Below are 23,040 nucleotides of genomic sequence, written 5' to 3'. Positions count from 1 at the left end.
AACAACGCTGTAACTTTTGCTTTTACGTGCTTTCGAAATGGAATTACACACTGGCTTTCCCAAGCCAGGGAAATGACTCGTCAAATACTCTTGAAGGTGAATCATGCAACGTAAAAAACTTCTCTCACTCTGTATTGCCCTTGCACTCAGCAATAATAGTTTTGCCGCTGATACCCCCGAAGATAAAACCCCTCTGAAATGCCCGACCAATATCAACCAGCTCACTCAAGAGCAGCGTGATGCCCTGCCCGACGCCTGTTTGACCCCGACCGCGCTCTCGCAGGAGGAGTGGGCGTGGATCGCCGGTGGCGCGGTGGCCGCCGCGCTGGCGGTGGGCTTTATCGTGGCCGATGACGACAGCGGCCATACCGCCACCAGCAGCGGTGATGGCGATGACGATGGCGATGACGTAGGCAAGATCATCGATATTAATGAAGACAGCATCGGCGTTGGCGTTGGGGACATGGGTAAGCAACTGACGGTAGAGGGTTACACCATCAACAGTAACGCCACCATCGGCGCTGAGGCTGGCGGCATCGGTCTGAGCCTCAGCGGAAATGACAACACCCTCAATACCCTTGGCCCTGTCGTGGTAGATGGCAGCGGCTCCACTGGCGTGCAGGTGGTAGGCAACGGCAATACGTTGAACACCGACGGTGACGCCACGCTCAGCAACGGCGGCACCGGCTTTTTCGTCGCCGGTGACAGCAATACCCTGAACCAGCGCGGCGATATGGCAGTGGGCGACTTTGCCACCGGCATCAGCGTCAGTGGGCAGAACAACACCGTCAACCTGAGCGCTGATAATATCGCCGTCACCGGCCAGCAGGCCACCGGCGTGAAGGTCACGGGCGAGTCCAACCAGATCACCCTGACCGGCGATATGCGGGTGGATAAAGATCAGTCCTCCCCGCTGGCGGCCGATAACTTCTATGATGCCACCACCGGCATTGCCGTCACTGGCACCGACAATACGGTGGTGCTGGACGGCCACCTGCAGGTGGTGGTGGATACGGAAGTCGCACCCTCAATATATTATGAAGAGAATGGCTCACAGGAGACTATTTCCGGCGTGACCATCAGCGGTGACGGTAACCGCGTGGAGTTGCAGCAGGGCCTCCAGCTCACCGGGGAAACGGATCAGATCGCGGATACGGCGGCCGGTGATGCCATTGCCGAACAACGCAAGGGATTGGGGCCAGCTGCGGCCATCACCGTTGATGGCGCCTCCACCCTCTCCCTGCAAGGAGAGAGCACCATTGACGGCGACTTCCCGGTCGGCGTCAATGTCTTTGCGCTCTCGAATGGTGGCCAACTGGAGATCGCTGAGGGCGCATCCTTAAATACATCGGGTATCACTGCTTACAATAATTACAATGGCGCAGACCACTTTTCATGGTATGCCAGTCTGGTCACCCTTACCTCAGGGGCCTCCTTTATAAATAAGGGCACCATCCAGGCCGCTGATATGACGCTGGTGCAGGGTACGGGCGAGAATACGCTGCTACTCAACCAGGGCAGTATCGACCTCCAACGTACCAGCCTGCTAGCCGGCCAGGCACTCTTTTCCCGTGCGTTGTACGCGTATGACAGCGTCTCTGCCATCAATGAGGGGACACTCACCAGCCACATCATGAATCAGGACAGCTTGGTTAACACCAAGCAAGGCAATGAAATTACCGATAGGAGCTGGTCGAATAATACCGTGGTGGGTATCCAGTTAATGACGGCTGTTCATGACTCCTCTGTCACCAATACGGCCGAAGGCACGCTGGAGGTGTATGGCCGCAGCGTCGCAATGAGTGCGATTGATAACAGTACCGCCGACAACTTTGGCACCATCACCACCGATGCGTTGTGGAAAGATGCGGCCGACACCACGCAGGTGGTAGCCAATATCCCGTCCGCCTCAGCCAAAGACTTTGCCGTCGGCATGTTTGTCGGCACAGACAGTTATGATGTCGCCACAACTAATAGTAATGCTATTGCCACCAACCATCAGGACGGGACGATCACGGTGTATAACGCCGGGGCTGGCATGGTGGCTTATGGCAGCACCAATCAGGTTATCAATCAGGGCACGATTAACCTGGAGAGCAATGAAAATGCCCAGCCGGGCCAGCCGCTGGTGGGCATGGCGGTCTACAACGGTGGCACCGCCATCAACGACACTACTGGCGTGATCAATATCAATGCTGAAAACGGTCAGGCGTTCTACAGCGATGGCAATGCTGGCAACACCATCATCAATCGCGGGCAGATCAACGTCGGTACCGGCGTGCCGGACAGCGCCGACAACAGCAGCACGCTGGCCTCGCTGGAGTTAGCTGATGGCACCGTGCTGAGCGGTACCACTACGTGGACACAAAACATGCTGGTCAACACCGACGCCACCGTCAGCAACACTGGCACCGTCGAGGGCAGCCAGCTGAAGGTGTGGGGCACGCTGAACAATGAGAGCGGGGCCACGATCAGTGCACCGATAACCGTTGAAAATCAGGGCACCGTCAATAATGCCGGCACCGTGGTCGATCTCTCCGTCACGAGCAGCGGCACTGTCAATAACAGCGGCCTGATTGACGGCACTTTGATTGTCAAAAGCGGCGGTACCGTCAATAACAGCGGCGTGATTGACGGCACCCAGCCCTCGGTCGCCGACGGAACCATTATCAACAATGCCGGCGGCACCATCCAGAACGGCGCCGTGACCGACCGCAGCACCCTGACCAACCACGGCAACTGGAATGCAAGTAATAACAAAGACTTCTGGCTGCGCAACAAGAGCGTCATGAACAATGCCGTGGACGGCACCATCACATTATCTAACCAGCGCAACCTGACGGTTGAAACTGGCTCGGTGTTTAAAAACAGCGGCACCGTGAACAGCACTGACACGAAAACCAGCCAGACGGTGTTGCGGATCGGCAGCTCTGGCGGCAACAGCATCATCAACAATGGCACCATCAACCAGACCGGCAGCAGCGTGCTGGTAGGATCGGCGACTAACCAGTCTGAGACCTCAACCTTCTGGAATCAGGGCGACGGCCTGAACGGCTACAGCGGGGCCACCGGCGTGGTGAACTATAACGCCACCAACGCCACCGCCGTCTCCATGACGCACACCAACACCGTGGCGATCAACGATGGCGTGATGAACGTCAGCGGCAGCAACACGGTGGCGATGAAGGGCAGCAGCAACGCGCAACTGGTGAACAACGGCACCATCAACCTCGGCACCGAGGGCACCACTGACAGCGGCATGGTGGCGATGCAACTGGATGCCAACGCCACCGCGAACGCGGTGCTGGAGAACAACGGCACCATCAACATCTACGCCGCCGACTCCTACGCCTTCAGCCAGCTGGGGGACAATGGCCGTATCGTTAACAACGGCACGGTCAATCTGGAGGGTACGGGCAGTGGACTGGTAAAAGAGAGCGACGTGCAGATTGCTGGCGTCAATGGCAACACTGACGACAAGAGCGAGGTGCACTACGCCCATTACACCCTGCCGACTGACCCGACGGCCGCCAGCACGCTGAACCAGTACACCATCGGCACCAACGCCGATGGCACCGCCGGGACGTTGACCGCCAGCAACGTGGCGCTGGGCGACGTGTCGATTGATACCGGCTTCACGCAGGGCAGCGCGGCGACGACTCAGACCTTTGAGGATGTGTTTGTCGGCGACAACATCAGCGGTGAGCAGAACATCACCTCGACCAGCGTGGTGTGGAGTGCCGAAGGCCAGAAAGACGACAGCGGCAACGTGGACGTCACCATGACCAAAAACGCCTACGCGGACGTGGTGAGTGACGAGAGCGTGTCCAGCATCGCCGGGGCGCTGGATGCGGCCTACACCAACAACGACCTGTTCACCAGCCTCAACCTGAAGAGCACCGCTGAACTCAACAGTGCGCTGCGCCAAATCTCCGGCAGTCAGGCGAAAAGCGTGGCACGCGATGCGCGCGTACTCGGCAACCGCTTCGAGATGCTGGCCGACACCGCACCAACTATGGGCAACGGGCTGGCGTTCAACGTGGTGGCGAAGGGTGACCAGCGTAGCGAGCTGGGCAACGACACCCGCTATGACATGATGGCACTGCGTCAGCAGTTTGCATTGGGCAACAATCAGACGCTTTCGCTGGAGTACGGTATCGCACGGCTGGATGGCGACGGCGATGTCAGTACCGCCGGTGACAACGGCGTGACCGGCGGCTACAGCCAGTTCTTCGGCGTGCAGCACTCGCTGCCGCTGGCAGAAAGTGGCCTGAGCTGGAACAACGCCCTGCGCTATGACATCCATAACCTCGACAGCAACCGGCAGGTGCAGTACGGCGATGTTAACCGCGTGGCGGACAGCGACAACAACCAACAGTACCTGGAGTTCCGCAGCGAGATGGCGAAGAGCTACACCCCACAGAAAGGGCTGACGCTGACGCCGTTCGCGGGCATGAAGCTGCGCCACACTACTGAAGAGGGCTACAACGAACGCGGGGCCGGTGACTTTAACCTGCGCATGTCAGGCGTGGAAGAGACGGCCGTGGACGCGGTGGCTGGTCTGAAACTGACCTACGCCGGGGACAATGGCTGGGCGGCCACCGCCACACTGGAGGGCGGCCCGAACCTGAGCTACAGCCAGGGTGAACGCACTGCGTCATTGCAGGGCGCGGCCGGTCAGCGCTTCCGCGTGGAAGACGGCCAGAAAGGCGGCGGCGTTAACGGGCTGGCGCAGGTCGGCGTGAAGTACCAAAGCAAACAGGCGGCACTGAGCGCCGATGCCTACCACTGGCAGGAGGATGGCCTGCGCGACACCGGGCTGATGGTCAACTACACACTGAAGTTCTAAGGATCAAGGCCCGGCTCCCGCCGGGCCTGTTATTATCCACGCGTATGCCTGAATACATCCTGTCCGGCGCGACAAGGTGATTTTTTGATAGCATACTTTCCACCCACAATATTATTATGAGAAATTAACCCATAATCTTTTCTGCCAGCAAATCCCGCAATGAATAAAATCAGTAATGATGAATTAACACAGACGCGCTATTTCCACGATATATAATGATATTTATTTTATACCGATAAAAACCGACCACCACCCTACCCATTATTAATGCGAAGCCAGTCATTTAAATAACATTTCCCTTTCCCACTTTATGCCCGTGCAGTTACCCAGTGCTATACTCATCACTCCATGCATCTCAATGTTTTTTACGCACACCTTGTCGCCCCCATTATTTAGATGGCTCGGGTAAGGCTATCCAATATTGTCACTGCCATTGGATAAAACGATCGCTCATTGTGTTGAGGATTAATCATGCAACAACAAAAACTCCTCTCTCTCTGTATTGCCTTGGCACTCAGCAATAATGGGTTTGCCGCTCTCCCTTCCAGCGATAACACGCCTTCGCCATCGTGCCCGGTCAATATTAATTTGCTGTCCAAAGCGCAGCGTGATGCCCTGCCGAAATCCTGCCTGACGCAGGACTCTTTTATGCAACGAAATGGGATCTGGATCGCGGCCGGCGGCGCCGCGCTTGTGCTGGCTATTGGCTTGATCGCTGCGGATGATGATGACCACGGTAACCGCACCCGTGGTGGCGATGATGGCGGTGACGACGGGGGCGATGATGGTGGGGATGACGGCGGCGACGATGGCGGCGATGACGGTGGCGATGACGGCGGCGATGACGGCGGCGATGACGGCGGCGATGACAAAATCATCGATATCACCGAAAACAGCATCGGCATTGGCGACGGTGATATCGGTACACCACTCTCGCTCGATGGCTACACCATCAACAGCCATGCCATCACCGGCGGGGAGGCTGGCGGCACCGGCCTGAGTGTCAGCGGTGACGAGAACATCCTCAATACCCTTGGCCCCATCGTGGCTGACGGCAGCGGCTCTACCGCTGTGCAGGTGGCGGGCAATGGCAACACCCTGAACACCGAGGGCAACGCCACCCTCAACGACGGCGGCACCGGTATTGCCGTTACCGGCGACAGCAACACCCTGAACCAACGCGGCGCAATGGCGGTGGGCAACTTTGCCACCGGCATTAGCGTCAGCGGCCAAAGTAATACCGTCAACCTGCTCTCCCCGGAGATCAACGTCACCGGCCAACAGGCGACCGGCGTGAAGGTGGCAGGCGAGGCCAACCAGATAACCCTCAACGGCAATATGCGGGTGGATAAAGACCAAAGCTCACCGCTCGCCGCCGAGACCTTTTATGTCGCCTCCACCGGTATCGGGGTGACTGGCACCAATAATCGGGTGGTGCTGGACGGCCATCTTCAGGTGGTGACGGACACGGAAGTGGCTCCCCATCGGTATGCCCTTAATGATGGCTCGCAGGAGAGCATCAATGGGGTGACCCTCAGCGGCGATGGCAATCGCGTGGAGTTGCGTCAGGGCCTCCAGCTCACCGGGGAAGTGGATCAAATTGCCGATACGGCGGCCGGCGATAGCGTTGCCGAGCAACGTACCGGGTCTGGGCCAGCCGTGGCGATCGCCATTGATGGCGCCTCTACCCTCTCCCTACAGGGAGAGAGCAGTGCTGATGGCCTCTTCCCGGTCGGGTTTATTGGCTTCGGCCTCTCCAACGGCGGGCAACTCGAGATTGCTGAAGGGGCCAGCCTGAATACCGCTGGTATCAGCAGCATTAATGCCTATTTTACTACAAACAGTAGCCTGGCCAGCCTTGGGTCCGGTAGTCGCCTGCTCAATCACGGGACGGTTCAGGTAGAGAATATGCCGCTGGCCTACGGCTATGATGAAAATACTCTGCTACATAATCAGGGCAGCATGGAAATCCGGCGTACCAGCATGGCGGCGGGTCAGGCCATTAACACCATCGCCCTGCTCGCCGAAAACAGGGCCAGTGCAGTGAATGAGGGGAGTCTGGCAGGCCGCGTCATGAATCAGGACAGCCTGGTTAACTTCAGCCAAAAATTTAGTATCAGTTATTTTGAGTGGTCAAATAATACGGTGATGGGTATCCAGTTGATGACGGCTTCTAATGGTTCCTCCGCCACTAATATGGCAGACGGTACGCTAAATCTGTATGGCCGAGGTGTCGCGATAAACGCGGTTTATAACAGCACCATAGATAACTTTGGCACCATCACCACCGATGCGCTGTGGAAAGATGCGGCCGATACCACACAGATACCGGTCAATATCCCCTCCAATTCACCCAAAGACTTTGCCGTGGGTATGTTTGCTGGCTCAGACAATTTTGGGGGGCCGGCACTCAATGGCAATGCCGTTGCCACCAACCATCCAGGCGGCGTGATCACGGTCTATAACGCCGGGGCTGGCATGGTGGCCTTGCGCCCCAACAATCGGGTGATTAATCAGGGCACGATTAATCTTGAGACCAATGAAAATGCCCAGCCAAACCAGCCGCTGGCGGGCATGGCGGCCTACAACGGCAGCATCGCCATCAACGACACCACCGGCGTAATCAATATCAACGCCGTGAACGGGCAGGCGTTCTACAGCGACGGCAATGTGGACAACCGCATCGTCAACCGCGGCCAGATCAATGTCGGTACCGGGGTACCGCCCAGCGCCGACAACAGTGAAAGCCTTGCCCTGCTCGAACTGCCTGACGGCTCGGTGTTAAGCGGCACTACCTCGCTGGCGAAGGAGGCGCTGGTCTACACCGGCTCGACCGTTAGCAATACCGGCACCATTGAGGGCAGCCAACTGGATGTGTCGGGCATCCTGAACAATGAGAGCGGGGCCAGCATCACCGCGCCGCTGATGCTGGAATATCAGGGCGTTCTCAACAATGCTGGCACCGTTGCCACCCTTTCCGCCAGAAGCGGTGCCACCGTCAATAACAGTGGCATGATCAACGGCACCGGCCAGCCCGTCGCCACAGACGCAACCCTGATCAATTATGCTGGCGGCACCATACAGAACGGGGCGCTGACCGACCGAAGTACCCTCACCAACCACGGCAGCTGGAATGCCGACCTCACGCAGGACTTCTGGCTGCGCAACAGCAGCGTGTTAAATAATGCCACTGACGGCACGGTGATGATGGGTAAAACCCACAACATGACGATTGAGGGTAACTCGGTGTTCAAAAACAGCGGCACCCTGATCAGTGACGGCACGCAGGGCAGCCGGGTAGTGCTGCGGCTCGGCAGGAATGGCGGCAACAGCATCATCAACAACGGCTCCATTAGCCAGACGACCGGCAGCGGCGTGCTGGTCGGCTCGGCCTTTGACCATGCCCAGCCTTCGACCTTCTGGAATCAGGGTGACGGGATCAACGGCTACAGCGGCGCCACCGGCCAGCTTAATTATACCGCCAACAGAAGCGTTGGCGTGTATATGCGCCACCTGAATGCCATAGCGATCAATGACGGCGTGATAAACGCCAGCGGCAGCAACACCGTGGCGATGAAGGGCAGCAAAAACAACCAGTTGGTGAACAATGGCACCATCAACCTCGGTACGCCCGGCACCACCAACAGCGGCATGGTGGCGATGCAACTGGATTCCATCGCCGCCTCCGAGGCGGTGTTGGAGAATAACGGCATCATCAATGTCTATGCCGTCAACTCCCACGCCTTTAGCCGGTTGGGGGCCAATGGTCGGCTCGTCAACAATGGCAGCGTGAATCTGGTTGGCAATGGCAGCGGACTGATAAAAGAGAGCGACGTCACGGTAGTGGGCGTGAACGGCAACAGCGAGGACAAGAGCGAGGTGCACTACGCGACGTATACCCTGCCCACCGATCCGACCGTCGCCAGCACCCTGAACCAGTACACCATCGGCACCCGTGCTGACGGCACCGCCGGGGCGCTGACCGCCAGCAATCTGGCGCTGGGCGACGTGGCGATCGATACCGGTTTCACGCAGGGCAGCGCCGCGACCACCCAAACTTTCAACGATGTGTTCGTCGGTGAGAACCTTAGCGGCGAGCAGAACATCACCTCCACCAGCGTGGTGTGGCGCGCCGAAGGCCAGAAGGACGACAGCGGCAACATCGACGTCACCCTGACCAAAAATGCCTACGCCAGCCTCGCCAGTGATAAGAGCGTGGCGGGCGCGCTGGATGCGGCCTACACCAACAATGACCTGTTCACCAGCCTGAACGTCGCCAATACCGCTGAACTCAATAGCGCGCTGCGCCAAATCTCCGGCAGTCAGGCAAAAAGCGTGGCGCGTGATGCGCGCGTGCTGGGTAACCGCTTCGAGATGCTGGCCGACACCGCACCAGCGATGGGCAACGGTCTGGCGTTCAACGTGGTAGCGAAAGGTGACCCGCGTAGCGAACTGGGCAACGACACCCGCTATGACATGATGGCGTTGCGCCAGCAATTTACGCTGGATAAAAACCAGACGCTGGAGGTGCAGTATGGCATCGCTCGGCTGGACGGCAGCGGCACTGGACGTGCTGGCGACAACGGCCTGACCGGCGGCTACAGCCAGTTCTTTGGTGTGCAGCACAGTCTGCCGCTGACAGAGAACGAGCTGCGCTGGAACAATGCGTTGCGCTATGACATCCACAACCTCGACAGCAACCGGCAGGTGCAGTATGGCGACGTCAATCGCGTAGCGGACAGCGACAACAACCAGCAGTACCTGGAGTTCCGCAGCGAGATGGCGAAAAGCTACACCCCACAGAAAGGGCTGACGCTGACGCCGTTCGCGGGCATGAAGCTGCGCCACACTACTGAAGAGGGCTACAACGAACGCGGGGCCGGTGACTTTAACCTGCGCATGTCAGGCGTTGAAGAGACGGCGGTAGACGCGGTAGCTGGCCTGAAACTGACCTACGCCGGTGACAATGGCTGGGCCGCCACCGCCACGCTGGAGGGCGGCCCGAACCTGAGTTACCAGCAGGGTGAACGCACCGCCTCGTTGCAGGGCGCGGCCGGTCAGCGCTTCCACGTGGAGGACGGCCAGAAAGGCGGCGGTGTTAACGGACTGGCGCAGGTCGGCGTGAAGTACCAAGGCAAACAGGCAACGCTGAGCGCGGAGGCCTACCACTGGCAGGAGGACATGCTGCGCGATCAGGGCATGATGCTGAACTACCTCTACCACTTCTGATCGCCCCTGATCAGAAATCCGGCCAAGGCCGCCATGCCGTTCTCTTAACCAGAGCGGTATGGCGATTCACCGGATAGCGAGTTTTCAACATTTTAACCGCCCTCGGCCTTGATGGTCGGGGCGTTTTGTTATCAACAGCGCATTTAGATAGCACCCCCTTACTTTATAATGGCGCGGTTTCAGGGAACGCTTAAAAGGATGAAAATTTATTGTGAAAAAAATAATTCATGTTGTGGCCCTCTTTCCTTTTCTGGCCTATGCCGGTGAAGAGGAGTGCGCCAGGGTTAATGCATCAATAGAAATAGCGTTATTCCAGAATTTCACAGAAAAGCTGAATATTGATCCCTCTTCAATAGAAAAAAAGAAAACAGAGGTGAGTGTTTTGGATATTTCGCCGGTCTCCGCTGTTTTTGCTTCACAAACCGCTGCAAACGATCATGCGGCAGACGCGGCGCGTCATGATGGGTTGGCATTGTCAGAAGCACAATATTTATCTTCCTACCTTGATGATGGCGTAAAGAATGTGACGGCAAAATATACCTATTATAATCAGCGTGGGCAAAAGGATGTGTTTATTGCATCTGGATTGATTAACGCCAATGAATGTTCAGTGCGATTCAATGGCTACCTGACGTTGGCGCGCGAGTTTTGAATGGGAGATGCCTGTGAATAATATCTTCATTTAAAAATTGCCCATATTTTATATTTCTATTCAATGGGTGTTTAGTCATTACTCTCGATAAATTCACGTAGCTGCACACCCGTTACATTGATCATCTTAGAATCCCGTGTGTAGGGCGGTGCCTGCCCACCTTTTCACCCTCTGTGCGCCCTTTCACCTCCCGTTTGCCGGTTTTGTCTCACTTTGTCCAATTTTCAGAATTGCGGATGCGTATGATTCGCGTTTTTATTTTCACCTCTGGGAAAGAGACGCACCATGACTGTTACCTTCACACGCCGCGCACTGGCGGAACTGATTACCCTCGCCCTGTTTGTACCCGGCGCCACCTTTGCTGCGGACACCGCCGAAGACACCATGGTGGTGACCGCCGCTGGCTTTGAGCAGCGGCTGGAAGATGCGCCCGCCTCAATTACCGTGATCCCCGGTGAGGCGCTGCGCAAGCGCTCGGTGCAGAACCTCGGCGATGCCCTGCGTGAGGTGGAGGGGGTCGTGGTCAATGGTAGCGCCAACGAAACGGACATCTCCATCCGTGGGATGCCAGCGGACTACACGCTGCTGCTGGTGGATGGCAAGCGTCAGGGTGGCCGCGACTCGCGGGTGAACGGCAATGCCGGTTATGAGCAGAGTTTCATTCCGCCTGCGGCAGCGATTGAGCGCATCGAGGTAATTCGTGGCCCGATGTCCTCGCTCTACGGTTCGGACGCCATTGGCGGGGTGATCAACATCATCACGCGCAAAAACAGCCAAAAGTGGGGCGGTACCCTCTCCTATGACTACTCCGCCCGCCAGCACCGCAGCCAGGGCAACGCCAGCAACACCCAGCTCTACCTCAATGGCCCGCTGGTGCCAGACGTGCTGGCGCTGCAACTCTGGGGCCGCTATCTGGATCGTCAGGCGGATGACAATGTGCAGGAGACCAATGGCTTCACCAAGGCGCACCACAAAGACCTGACCGCCCGGCTGGCCTTCACGCCAACCGAGAATCAGGAGTTCCTGCTGGAGGGCGGCCAGACCCGGCTGAAGAATGGCGATGGCGTCAGCGCCAACTGGGCCACTCGCGAGCAGAAGAATGATCGTGACCACTGGTCGCTCTCCCACGAGGGGCGCTGGTCATGGGCCACCTCGACGCTCTCCTTCTCGCAGGAGAAGACCAGCCGCGAGGGGCTGGCCAGCCCGACCCAGACCGACGTGCTGGGGCGCAAGCCGACCATCAAGAACAGCGTGCTGGACGCCAAGCTGGTCATTCCCACCACTTACCACACCACCACCACCGGCGTGCAGTGGCAGGAGAACCAGCTTAAAGACTGGAACCAAGGCGACGGCACCCGTCAGGATCACAAGTACAAGGTGGTTCAGAAGGCGCTGTTCCTTGAGGATGAGTGGCGCATGGCGGAGGCGTTCGCCCTGACCGGCGGCCTGCGTCTGGACAACCACGAGCAGTACGGCAACCACTATAGCCCGCGCCTGTACGGCGTCTGGTATGTGACCGATGACTGGACGGTGAAAGGCGGGGTGGCGCGTGGCTTCAAGGCACCAGAGATCCGCGCGGTGATTGATGGCTACGCCGTGCTGCGCCGCAACACCTACGTGATGCTGGGCAACCCAGACCTGAAGCCGGAAACCAGCACCAACTACGAGCTATCGGCGATGTGGTCAAACCGTGATGACCTCTCGGCCAGCGCCACGCTGTTCTACAACGACTTCAAGGACAAGCTCTCCACCGTCACCACCAGCGAGCGCTGGAACGGCTACATCGTGATGGATCGCGTCAACATCGACAAGGCGATCATCAAAGGGGTGGAACTGACCGGAAGCTGGCAGATTGTGCCGAACTGGTCGCTGAAGGGGAACTACACCTTCACCGACTCTGAGCAGAAGAGCGGCAGCAACGCCGGCGCGCCGCTGGCGCTGACACCGAAGCACAAAGCGACGCTGCGCACCGAGTGGGAGATGACGGCAGACACCCAGTTCTGGGCCGCCGCCACCTACTACGGCAAGGAGTATGGCAACACCGTCAGCAGCGAGCCAGCACCGGGCTACACCACCGCTGATGTTGGCGTCTCCCACCAGCTAACCCGCAGCGTGACGCTGAATGGCGCGATCTACAACGTTGGCGACAAGCGTCTGGATGACGAGACTTACGGCACCGTCAACTATGGCCGCACCTTCTGGGGCGGCGTCAGCATCAACTTCTGATCCCGCGCGGCAGCAGGATCACCGCGCACAGCCCGGCGGACGGACGGTTTTGCAGCGTCAGCTCGCCGCCGTGGGCATGGATGCAGGCGCGGGCGATGGCCAGCCCCAGCCCCAAGCCGCCGCCAGCCTCCGGCTGTGTGGGTGGCGGGGCATCATGCAGCCGGACAAACGGCTCCAGCACCCGCGTCAGGTTCTCTGGCGCGATGCCGGGGCCGTGATCCAGAATCTCAATACATACCCCCTCCGTAACCCGGCGTAGGCTGAGCGTGGCATCGCCGCCATAGGCCAGCGCATTGTCGATCAGGTTGCCCAGCGCGCGCCGCAACGCCACCGGCCGACAGGCGATCGCTACCCCCTCCCCGCCCGGCCACGCCACCGCCTTGCCCTGCAACTGGTAGCGCCGCGCCAGATCGCCCAGCAGCGCGCCAATGTCACAGCGCTGTGACTGCTCCTGGCTCGCCTCCCCACGGATAAAGTTGAGCGTCTCGCTGACCATCAGCCGCAGATCGTTCAGGCTCTCCAGCATGTCATCCCGCTCCGGCCCCGGCTCCAGCAGTTCAAGCTGGAGGCGCAGCCCGGTCAGCGGCGTGTTGAGATCGTGGCTCATCGCCGCCAGCATCTGGGTGCGCCCCTCGATGTGGCGCGCCAGCCGCTCCTGCATCAGGTTGAACGCCTGCGTCAGCTCGCGCGCCTCCTGTGGGCCAGCCAGCGGCAGCGGGGCCATCCACTCGCCCCGGCTGATCTGGTCGGTGGCGCGCGCCAGCGTGCGCACCGGCCGTACCACCCGCAACAGGAAGAACAGGCTGATCAGCAGCAGCGGCACGCTCGCCACCGGCAGGGAGTAGGAGAGCAGACGCCACCACTCGTAAGCCTGAATCATCGGCTGCACGCCATTCAGGCTGCGCCCATCCGCCAGCAGCAGGCTGGTACGCAGCCGCAGCGGCTGCCAGCGGGCGGGGCTGAACAGCACGCCGCGCGCCCGGCCGCCGTCGGCACGCTCCAGTTGCATGGTTACGCCGCTGACGGTCGGCAACCCCAGCCGTTCGGCCAGCTCCGCCGCCAATCGCCGCTCCTCGCGCCGCATCGGGAAGCGCGGCACCTCCGGCTGGCTGTCCACCCAGAAGCGCGCGCCACCGTCACGCATCGATGCCAGCAGTGGCGCGGCGTCCGGCGGCTGGAGATGCTGTGTCGCCTGAAAGGCGATCGCCAGCCGCTCCAGCGCCAGCGAGCGGGACATCGGGTGCACCAGCGAACCAGCATACTGGATGCCGACAATCGCCATCAGGTTCGCCAGCAGCAGCGAGAGCGCCAGCAGCCACAACAGTTGACTGACCATCCGCCGCGGCCAGAGGGCGCGCCAACCACGCCTCACGCCAGCTCCCGCACGTCGGCCGCCAGCCGGTAGCCCTCGCCCCAGACCGTCATTAGCAGCGGCGGTTCTGGCAGCATCTGCATCAGCCGGGTACGCAGCCGGCTCACCTGTCGGTCAATCGCCCGGTCAAATACCTCATTGCCCGGTGAGACGCACTGGTCAATCAGCTGTTCGCGGCTCAATACCGCATGGGGGTGCTGCAAAAAGGCGCACAGCAAGCGCCCTTCCATAGTGCTCAGGCGCACCTGCTCGCCGCTGGCGTGGCTCAGGGTGCGGCTGGCAGGCTGGTAACAAAGATCGGAGAAGGCGTAGCCACGCGCCGTCTCAGGCGCAGCGGGCGGCGGCGGGGCTGGCTGGCTACGGCGCAGCACGCTGTGGATGCGCGCCACCAGCTCACGCGGCTCGAAGGGCTTGACCACATAGTCATCCGCGCCCAGATCCAGCCCCATAATGCGGTCAGAGGGGGTATCACGCGCCGTCAGCAGGATCACCGGCGTTTTGCTGCGGCGCTGGATCTGCTGGCAGAGCACCATGCCGTCGCCATCCGGCAGCATCACGTCCAGCACCACCAGATCGAAAGCTTTCTGGCGCAGCATCAGCCACATCGCCTCGGCGCTCTCGGCGGTAAACACATCAAAGTCATGGCGGCGCAGGTAGACTGCCAGCGGTTCACGGATTTTACGGTGGTCATCCACCACCAGAATACGATAAGGCGTGGCCCTGTCGGTCATGGGTACAGCTTCCTTTAAGGCATGGCGCGGGGTCGGGCCGGTTTCATTCTTAAAGAGAATCTATCTCACTTGAGAATGAATTTCATCTTTGCTATTAATGAGGCTAAGCCCATGAAGTGCATGGGCATTCAGGAGAGGGAGAGATCAGGGATGTATCAACCATCAGACGCCGGGGAGGCGTACCGCCCCCATGCGTAAATTTAGCAAGCTGTTCCCCTACCTGCTGGCGTTGTTGCTGGGCGGCGTGTTGGCGGTGGCCGTGGCGGCCGGTTTGTTGCTCTACTCGCGGGTGGCCCCAGCGGATGCGGCCTACCAGCGGGCGTGCCAGCACTACCCGGTGGAGGAGGTGAAAGGGCGGCTGATCCGCGCTTGGTTGCGCTCTGCCGCCGGGGATGATCAGGATGCCCTCGGCTGGGATCGGCTGGCCTTTACCCTTACCCCGCACTTCGATGCCAGCCAACACCTCTGGTCAGGCGACTTGACGGTGACCGGCAGCGCCAGCACCGGTCACTATATGGTGATGCTGGACTGCAATAGGGGCCAGTATGAGCAGTCGATACTGGAGGAGCCGGGCCGCTAGAAGGCCCGATCCGCGCGGAAGGGCGAGGTGTCGGTGGCGGGCTTTTCGCCGGTCATCAGTTGGGCGAGCAGCAGGCCAGTGGCCGGGCCGAGGGTAAAACCCTGATGGCCGTGGCCGAAGGCGCACCACATCCCCTCCACGCCGGGCGCGGCACCGATCACCGGTTTCATGTCCGGCATACAGGGGCGCGCGCCCTTCCAGGCCGTCTCCTGCACCGCCTCGCCCATCGGCACCAGATCGCGGGCAAAGCGCTCCACCATCTGCAACTGGCGCGGCGTGGCGGGCGCATCCAGCCCGGCCAGCTCCGCGCCGGTGGTGATGCGCAGCCCGCGTGCCATCGGGGCGACCAGATAGCCGCGCTCCTCATCCATGATCCAGTGGTTCAGCGTTTTCCCGTCCAGCGGCCGATAGTGCTGGTGGTAGCCGCGCTTCACAAACAGCGGTGGCCGGTAGCCGTAGCCTTGGGTAAGTTGGGTGCTCCAGGGGCCGAGCGCCACCACCACCTCACGCGCGCGGATCACGCGCTGTTGCGAGTCCACCACCTGCCAGCGCCCATTGTTGCGCGTCAGGGTGGTGGCATCGCCCAGCGTGAGCGTGCCGCCCCGCTGGGTAAAGAGCGCGGCGTAGGCTTGCACCAGCGCGCCGGGGTCACGGACGGTGAGCGGATCCTGCCACCAGACCGCGCCCGCCATCTTCTCCTGCAACGCTGGCTCCAGCGCCGCCAGTGCCGCGGTGTCCAGCTTGCGGTGCTGCACGCCCCACTCCTGCGCCAGATCGGCCTCGGCGAAGGCCTCATCACGCCCGGCCTCGCTGCGTAGCAGCATCAGCCAGCCGCGCGGCCCGAGCAGGGCGTGCGCCTGCGCCTCATCCATCAGCTGCTGGTGGGTGTCCACGCTCATGGCGATCAGGGAGGCGTAGTCGCGGCTGATGCGCTGCCAGCGCGGGGTGGCGGAGTGGTGATAGTAGCGCCACAGCGGCGCGGCCAGCGGCAACAGGGCGCGCGCATGGTAGCGCACGTCGCTGCGCCGGTTGCCAAGCACCGAGAGGATTCGGCTGGCCGCACGCGGGAAGCGGTAGGGCTTGATCGCCTCGCGCTGCACAATGCCCGCGTTGCCGAATGAGGTCTCCTCGCCCGGCCCGCGCCGGTCGAGCACCACCACCTGCCGACCGCGTGCCTGAAGGTGGAGCGCACAACTGATGCCCACCATGCCCGCGCCCAGTACCAGAACATCTGCCTCCATACGCCCTCCTTACCCTTTGGCCGCCACCACGCTGATCTCTACCTTCGCACCGGGCAGCATCAGCCCGGCCTGTACCGTGGCGCGCACCGGCAGCGGCGCGCTGAACCAGCGGGCATAGGCTTGGTTGAAGGCGGCGAAATCGGCGCTGTCCGTCAGATAGACGGTACAGGCGAAGACATCGCTTAGCCCGTAGCCCGCCCCCTCCAGCGTGGCGCTGATCTTCTCCATCATCCGGTCGGTCTGGCGGGCAATCTCCGGCGCAAAGCTGCCATCCTCCTCCATGCCCAGCTCACCGGAGAGCCACAACTGATCGCCAATCTGGCGCGTCTTTGAAAACGGTAGTGTCATGCTGCGATCCTTACTGTCCAACGGGAAGGTAGAAGTTATCCATCGTGGCGATGGGCCGTGCCTTTTGCAACTGTAGAAGGTTTGGCGTCGGGCGCGCGGTCAGTGGGTTGCCAGCCAGTGCCTGCTCGAGCGCGTGGGCCATGCGCAGCAACTGGGCGTCACTGCCACGGCGGCCAATGATTTGCAGGCCGAACGGCAACCCCTGGCTGTCCAGCCCCACCGGCAGGGAGACCGAGGGCACGCCCGCCAGCGAGGTGACGTAGGCCAGCGCCAGCCAGTGGTAGTAGGTGCGCGTCGCCTGCCCGTTGATCTCTTTCGGGTACAGCTCCGTCCACGGGCGGGGCGAGATGGTGACCGAGGGCGAAAGGATAAAGTCATACTCCTGGAAGAAGGCGGCCCAGCGGCGATGGATCTGGGTCTGGAGATCCAGCCCGCGCGCGATGTCAGTCGCCGAGTAGCGCAGCCCCTCCTCCACGTTCAGCCGCACGTTCTCGCCCACCTGCCCCGGCTGTTGCTGGTACAGCTCGCGGGTGCCGGTCAGGAACATCAGTGAGCGCAGCGCCTCAAAGGACTCATTCGCGCCCCGGCAGTCTGGGGTCGCCTGCTCCACCGCGCCAAACAGGTGGCGGAAGCGGCCCAGCTGCTGCTGGAAGGTCTCCGCCACGCCCAGCTCGGTCGGCGCGAAGCCAAAGTCCGGGGTGGCGGCGATGCGCAACCCGGCCAGATCGCACGGCCCCAGCGGGAAGAACTCCTCTGGCTGGCGCATCTGCCGCCCCGGCACCACGTGGGAGAGCGGATCGCGCGCGTCCTCGCCCATCATCACGCTGAACATCAGCGCCGCGTCCTCCACGCTGCGCGCCATCGGCCCGAGGGTGGAGATTTGCAGCCAGGCGCAGCCGCGCTTCTCCGCCGGGATCAGGCCAGCGGTCGGGCGGAAACCCACCACACCATTGAAGGCCGCCGGGTTGCGCAGCGAGCCGCCGGTATCTGAGCCGGTTGCCAGCGGCACCATGCCACAGGCCAGCGCGGCGGCCGATCCGCCTGAAGAGCCAGCGGCGGAGCGGGTGTTGTCAAACGGGTTGCCGGTGGTGCCGTAGACCGCGTTGCGCGAATTGCCGCCCGCGCCCCACTCTGGCACGTTGGTCTTGCCAAGCACATTGGCCCCCGCGGCGCGAAGCACCGCCACCAGCCGCTCATCCTGCTGCGGGACGTTATCCCGCTTTGACAGGCTGCCAAAGGTGGTGGGCAAACCGGCAGCGTCAATCATGTCCTTCACGCCAAGCGGCAGGCCATGCAGCGGCCCAAGCGCCTCGCCACGGCTGACGGCCTTCTCTTGCTCGCGTGCCACCTGCCGGGCGGTGTCGAAGTCACAGGCCACCATCGCGTTGACCGCCGGGTTCACCTGTTCAATACGGCGGATGCAGCTTTCGGTCAGTTCGCGGGGGGAGATGGCCTTGCGGCCAATCAGCCGGCGCGCTTCCGTCGCGCTCAAATCACACAGTTCAGTCATGGGGTCTCCTTACTTGACGTAATCGGTTTTCAGTTCCAGCGCAGGCTGTTTGGTATGGATGGTCAGGCTCACCAGTGCCGAGCAACTCGCCGCCGCCATCAGGAACAGGAAAGCGGAGGGGAAGCTGATGTACTGCACCATGAGGCCAATCACCAGCGGTGCGACAAAGCCCGCCGCCTGGCCGCCGGTGTTGATCAGCCCAATCCCACAGCCCACCATGCGGCCATGCAGCAGCTTGGTCGGCAGCGCCACGGCCACGGCGAAGACAAAGGATTTGAAGAAGTAGGTGAAGGCCTGCGCCACAATCACCGAGGTCAGGCTGTCGGCGGTGTACATAAAGATCAGGGAGATGGCGGTCAACAGGGAGCTGCCGAACAGCAGCCGCTTCTCGCGCCCGTCGAAGTAGTTGACCATCAGCCAGCCGCCGATGGCGGTGGCGACCGCCGCCATCACATAGGGGATCGGCAGCAAAATGCCGACGGTTTTGATGTCCAGGTGGCGCTCGGTCATCAGGTAGATTGGCATCCAGGAGTCGAGGCCCTTGTTGATCAGGCTGATGCCAAACCACGCCACCGCCAGCTTCCACAGCACCGGATGGCGGATCACCTCACGCAGATCCTGCTTACTGATGCGCTGGCGCACGCCGCCCGCGGCCTGGCTGTTGCGCACCGTCAGGCCATACACCAGCATGAAGACCAGTCCCAGCACGCCGATGATCATAAAGGTGTGCCGCCAGTCGAAGGCCAGCAGCAGCGGCGCGATCATTAGCGGCGCAATCATGCTGCCGACATAGTTGGAGGAGACCAGCAGCGAGGTGATGGCGGGCTTTTTGTTGTCCGGGTAGTTTTCAGCGGCATTTTTGATTGCCGCGGAGGGAAATGCCCCCTCACCCAGCCCGAACAGCAGGCGAATCGCCAGCAGCGAGGCCAGTGACCATGCCAGCCCGGTGAACAGGGTGAACAGCGACCAGAAGCCGACCGCCACCAGCACAATGATTTTTGCGCCAAAGCGATCGGCCAGCCAGCCGCCCGGTAATTGCATTAGCCAGAAACCAAAATAGAACATGCTGAGCACCATGCCTATTTCACCGGCGGACAAATTCAAATCAGCGGCAATATGTGTGGCGCTTAGGCTTAATACCACCCGGTCAATAAACGCGATGCACCAGGCGATATATAACAACAGGACGACCCAATGTTTATAAAACGCAGATGTGCCCATATCGTTTCCTTATCATAAGAGTAAAAGGTGACTGCGGCGACGCGCTATTTCGGCGGGTTCAATTGCATACTACCCAGCAAGAAGGGATACTGCTATTTCAACTTTTTCACCTTTTCCTTGCCGAAATGGCAAACCTGGAGGTTGAGTGAGCGCGCGATATTTGCAGGATACGGCGGTACGGTATTTTCTGGAGGTGGTGCGTTGCGGCTCTATCAGCGACGCGGCGCTGCGGCTCAACGTGGCGGGTTCCGCCATCAGCCGACAGATTGCCGGGCTGGAGGGCAAGCTGAACGTCACGCTGTTTGAGCGGCGCAAGCATGGCATGATCCCCAGCGCCGCTGGCGAGTTGCTGGCCGCCTGGGCGTTCCGCAACCAGCTGGAGACCGAGCGCGTCAGCCAGGAGATCACCGAGTTGCAGGGGCTGCGGCGCGGCGACGTGCATATCGCCAGCACCGCTGGCTTCGTAGTGGATCTGCTGCCGCAGACGATTGTCGCCTTTCGCCGCCTCTACCCCGGCATCCGTTTCCATCTGGAGATTGGCAATGCGCGCGAGGTGAGCCGACGGCTGAGCGAGGGGGAGAGCGACATCGGGCTGACCTTTAGCCAAAGCCCGGAGAACAATATGCATGTGGCGTACCGGCAGAAAGCGCCGCTGATTGCCATCATGCCGCCGGATCACCCGCTGGCGAAGAAGCAAAAAATCCTGCTGTCCCAGCTCTCTGGCTACCCGGTTGGTATGCCCTCGCGCCCGGTGCTGATGCGCAACCTGTTTGACGCCTGTTGCAGCCGCCAGGGGCTGACGATTGAGCCGGTGATCAATGCCACCTCCGTGGCCGCCATCTTGCGCTTTGCCCAGCTTGGCGGCGGCATCGTGATCTCCACGCCGCTGATGGTCTCCCACTATCTGGCAGATCACCAATTAGTCTCCGTGCCGCTGGCCGGTTACGATCTCGATACCCTGAATATTGAGGTGAATACGTTGGCGGGCCGGACACTGCCCCGCGCCGCTTCCACTTTTATGCAATTTTTGATTGAGGCGCTCAAGGCAGAGGAAAATAGCGCGTGAGCCATACTTTTTACTTATGGCGGAGTCAGCCACGCGCTTTTTTATTTCCCCGTCGGAAAGAATCTGTTATATCGGAGATCTTCCTGCCCGCTGGAAATATGCTGCCGTTTACTTTTCTCATGGAATACTATTATGCCGGACATTGACGCCTTAATTAAACAGACACCGCTGGTCAGGGAACTGATCCTTTTAAATGAGGTTAATTGGTTTAATCCCGACACGCTCCCCGCCAAGGAGGGGTTGCCGCACGTCGGCCTGACGCGCCACGAGGTGGAGGAGGCGGCAGCGCGCCTACAACGCTTTGCCCCCTGTCTGGCGCTGGCCTTCCCGGAGACTGCCCCGGCCGGTGGCATCATTGAGTCGCCGGTGGTGCCGATCCCAACGATGCAGCGGGCGCTCAGCCGTCAGGCACCGCTTGGCGGCGCGCTCTGGCTGAAGAAGGATAGCCACCTGCCGGTCTCCGGCTCCATCAAGGCGCGCGGTGGCCTCTACGAGGTGCTGGTTCATGCTGAAAAGCTGGCGCTTGAGGCGGGCTTGCTGAACCTGAATGATGACTACGCCTGCCTGCTGTCGCCAGCGTTCCGGGATTTCTTCGGCCAGTACCGCATTGCGGTCGGCTCCACCGGCAATCTGGGGCTGTCCATCGGCATCATGGGCGCGCGGCTGGGCTTCCACGTCACGGTGCATATGTCCGCCGATGCCCGCCAGTGGAAGAAGGACAAACTGCGCGCCCACGGCGTGGAGGTGAAGGAGTACGCGCAGGATTATGGCGTGGCCGTGGCGCATGGCCGTCAGGCGGCGGAGGGCGATCCGCGCTGCTTCTTTATTGATGATGAAAACTCGCGCACGCTGTTCCTCGGCTATGCGGTGGCGGGGCTACGCCTGCGCCAGCAGTTTGCAGGGCTGGGGGTGCGCGTGGATGCCGACCACCCGCTGTTTGTTTACCTGCCGTGCGGCGTGGGCGGCGGGCCGGGGGGCGTGGCCTTCGGGTTGAAGCTGGCGTTTGGCGACCATGTGCACTGCTTCTTTGCCGAACCGACCCACTCGCCCTGCATGTTGCTGGGGATGAGCACCGGCCTGCATGATGCCCTTTCGGTGCAGGAGATTGGCATCGACAACAAAACCGCCGCCGATGGGCTGGCGGTGGGCCGCGCCTCCGGCTTTGTTGGCCGGGCGATGATAGGGCTGACGGATGGCTGCTACACCCTCAGTGATCAGACGATGTATGACCTGTTGCGGCTGTTGAGCGACAGCGAAAATATCCAGCTCGAACCCTCCGCACTGGCCGGGATGGCTGGCCCGCAGCGCATCTGCGCCGCCGGAGAGTACCAGCAACAGCACCAACTGGGGGCCGACCAGATGGCGAATGCCACCCATCTGGTCTGGGCCACCGGTGGCGGCATGGTGCCGGAGGCCGAGATGCGTGCGTATCTGGCACAGCGCGCGCGCCCGGCCTAAGCGGCCTGCCACTCACGCAACAGGGTCGCCAGCAGCGGCAGTTCACGGAAGCCCTGACGATCGAGGAAGTGCCCTCCCGCTGGCAGGCCATAGAGCGGTGCCTCGAGCCGCTGGCTCAAACGCAACGAGGCCGCCGGTGGGACAATCTCATCATCCAACGACAGCACCACCGCCCGGTGCGGCACCTTTGCAATGAGCCGGGCGCAATCCAGCGGGCGTTCGGTGAAGGCATCCAGTTTTGGCAGCGTCGCCAGCGGCTCACTGAACCCGGACACCATCAGCACCCCTGCCGCATCCTGCCCGGCAGGCTGGTCGTTGAGGTAGCGCAGCACCGTCACGCACCCCAGACTGTGGCCGACAAACCAGGTATCCGCATCCACCTGTCCCACGCACTCTGCCAGCGCGCTTAGCCAGGCCTGCTCCTGCGGCGCCTGCGTGTCTGGCATCGCGGGTACGCAGACCTGCATCCCCAACGCCTCCGCCTGCTGTTTCAACCAGCCAAACCAGTGGCTCTCCGGGCCTGCGGTGTACCCATGCACGATAAATAGCCTTGCCAT

General features: G+C 61.0%; 14 protein-coding genes. 7 read left to right on the top strand and 7 right to left on the bottom strand.

Annotated elements, in window-relative coordinates:
- Positions 1-103 precede the first annotated feature (103 nt).
- The 4 genes from C1N62_RS19295 to C1N62_RS19280 all read left to right on the top strand — a co-directional run bounded on the left by C1N62_RS19295 (position 104) and on the right by C1N62_RS19280 (position 12,956).
- On the top strand, positions 104-4,849 hold the full coding sequence (locus C1N62_RS19295; RefSeq protein ID WP_137765356.1) for an autotransporter outer membrane beta-barrel domain-containing protein: 4,746 nt from the start codon (positions 104-106) through the stop codon (positions 4,847-4,849).
- Positions 4,850-5,497: 648 nt separating this feature from the next.
- A complete protein-coding gene (locus C1N62_RS19290) occupies positions 5,498-10,078 on the top strand; it encodes an autotransporter outer membrane beta-barrel domain-containing protein (protein ID WP_137765355.1) in 4,581 nt (1,526 codons plus the stop codon).
- A 211-nt stretch (positions 10,079-10,289) separates the two neighbouring features.
- Positions 10,290-10,730, top strand: coding sequence for a Shiga toxin A subunit (locus C1N62_RS19285; RefSeq protein WP_240775831.1), 441 nt, complete (start codon positions 10,290-10,292; stop codon positions 10,728-10,730).
- 285 nt (positions 10,731-11,015) lie between these two features.
- On the top strand, positions 11,016-12,956 hold the full coding sequence (locus C1N62_RS19280; RefSeq protein WP_137765354.1) for a TonB-dependent receptor domain-containing protein: 1,941 nt from the start codon (positions 11,016-11,018) through the stop codon (positions 12,954-12,956).
- On the opposite strand, the gene C1N62_RS19275 is transcribed toward C1N62_RS19280, so the two are convergent.
- Entirely contained in the window at positions 12,946-14,292 is a 1,347-nt protein-coding gene (locus C1N62_RS19275) for an ATP-binding protein (protein ID WP_137765662.1), read from the bottom strand. The two genes, C1N62_RS19280 and C1N62_RS19275, sit on opposite strands and share 11 nt — an antisense overlap.
- A 32-nt stretch (positions 14,293-14,324) precedes the next feature.
- Positions 14,325-15,059, bottom strand: a complete 735-nt coding sequence (locus C1N62_RS19270; RefSeq protein ID WP_137765353.1) for a response regulator transcription factor — start codon at positions 15,057-15,059, stop codon at positions 14,325-14,327.
- Positions 15,060-15,249: 190 nt separating this feature from the next.
- Between C1N62_RS19270 and C1N62_RS19265 the strand changes: the two genes are divergently transcribed.
- Entirely contained in the window at positions 15,250-15,639 is a 390-nt protein-coding gene (locus tag C1N62_RS19265) for a hypothetical protein (protein ID WP_137765352.1), read from the top strand.
- Here the strand turns inward: C1N62_RS19265 and C1N62_RS19260 are convergent.
- Genes C1N62_RS19260 through C1N62_RS19245 form a run of 4 tightly spaced genes read right to left on the bottom strand, consistent with a single transcriptional unit; the run spans position 15,636 to position 19,959 of the window.
- On the bottom strand, positions 15,636-16,880 hold the full coding sequence (locus tag C1N62_RS19260) for an FAD-binding oxidoreductase (protein ID WP_137765351.1): 1,245 nt from the start codon (positions 16,878-16,880) through the stop codon (positions 15,636-15,638). The genes C1N62_RS19265 and C1N62_RS19260 overlap by 4 nt on opposite strands.
- 9 nt (positions 16,881-16,889) lie before the next feature.
- Positions 16,890-17,228 (bottom strand): RidA family protein, encoded by a 339-nt coding sequence (locus C1N62_RS19255; RefSeq protein ID WP_137765350.1) that lies wholly within the window; start codon positions 17,226-17,228, stop codon positions 16,890-16,892.
- Positions 17,229-17,238: 10 nt separating this feature from the next.
- Positions 17,239-18,738 (bottom strand): amidase, encoded by a 1,500-nt coding sequence (locus tag C1N62_RS19250; protein WP_137765349.1) that lies wholly within the window; start codon positions 18,736-18,738, stop codon positions 17,239-17,241.
- Between the two features lie 9 nt (positions 18,739-18,747).
- Positions 18,748-19,959, bottom strand: a complete 1,212-nt coding sequence (locus C1N62_RS19245) for an MFS transporter (RefSeq protein WP_137765348.1) — start codon at positions 19,957-19,959, stop codon at positions 18,748-18,750.
- Positions 19,960-20,104: 145 nt separating this feature from the next.
- On the opposite strand from C1N62_RS19245, the gene C1N62_RS19240 reads away from it, so the two are divergent.
- Both C1N62_RS19240 and C1N62_RS19235 read left to right on the top strand, forming a co-directional pair.
- Positions 20,105-21,025 carry a LysR family transcriptional regulator gene (locus C1N62_RS19240; protein ID WP_137765347.1) on the top strand — a complete coding sequence of 307 codons (921 nt, stop codon included), beginning with the start codon at positions 20,105-20,107 and terminating at the stop codon, positions 21,023-21,025.
- Positions 21,026-21,157: 132 nt separating this feature from the next.
- On the top strand, positions 21,158-22,483 hold the full coding sequence (locus tag C1N62_RS19235) for a D-serine ammonia-lyase (protein ID WP_137765346.1): 1,326 nt from the start codon (positions 21,158-21,160) through the stop codon (positions 22,481-22,483).
- Here C1N62_RS19235 and C1N62_RS19230 read toward each other — a convergent pair.
- A complete protein-coding gene (locus C1N62_RS19230) occupies positions 22,480-23,040 on the bottom strand; it encodes an alpha/beta hydrolase (RefSeq protein WP_137765345.1) in 561 nt (186 codons plus the stop codon). The genes C1N62_RS19235 and C1N62_RS19230 overlap by 4 nt on opposite strands.

This window comes from Nissabacter sp. SGAir0207, from assembly GCF_005491205.1.
GTDB lineage: Bacteria > Pseudomonadota > Gammaproteobacteria > Enterobacterales > Enterobacteriaceae > Chimaeribacter.
Note: the sequence above shows the minus strand (reverse complement) of the source record. Positions and strands in the feature narration are given on the sequence as shown.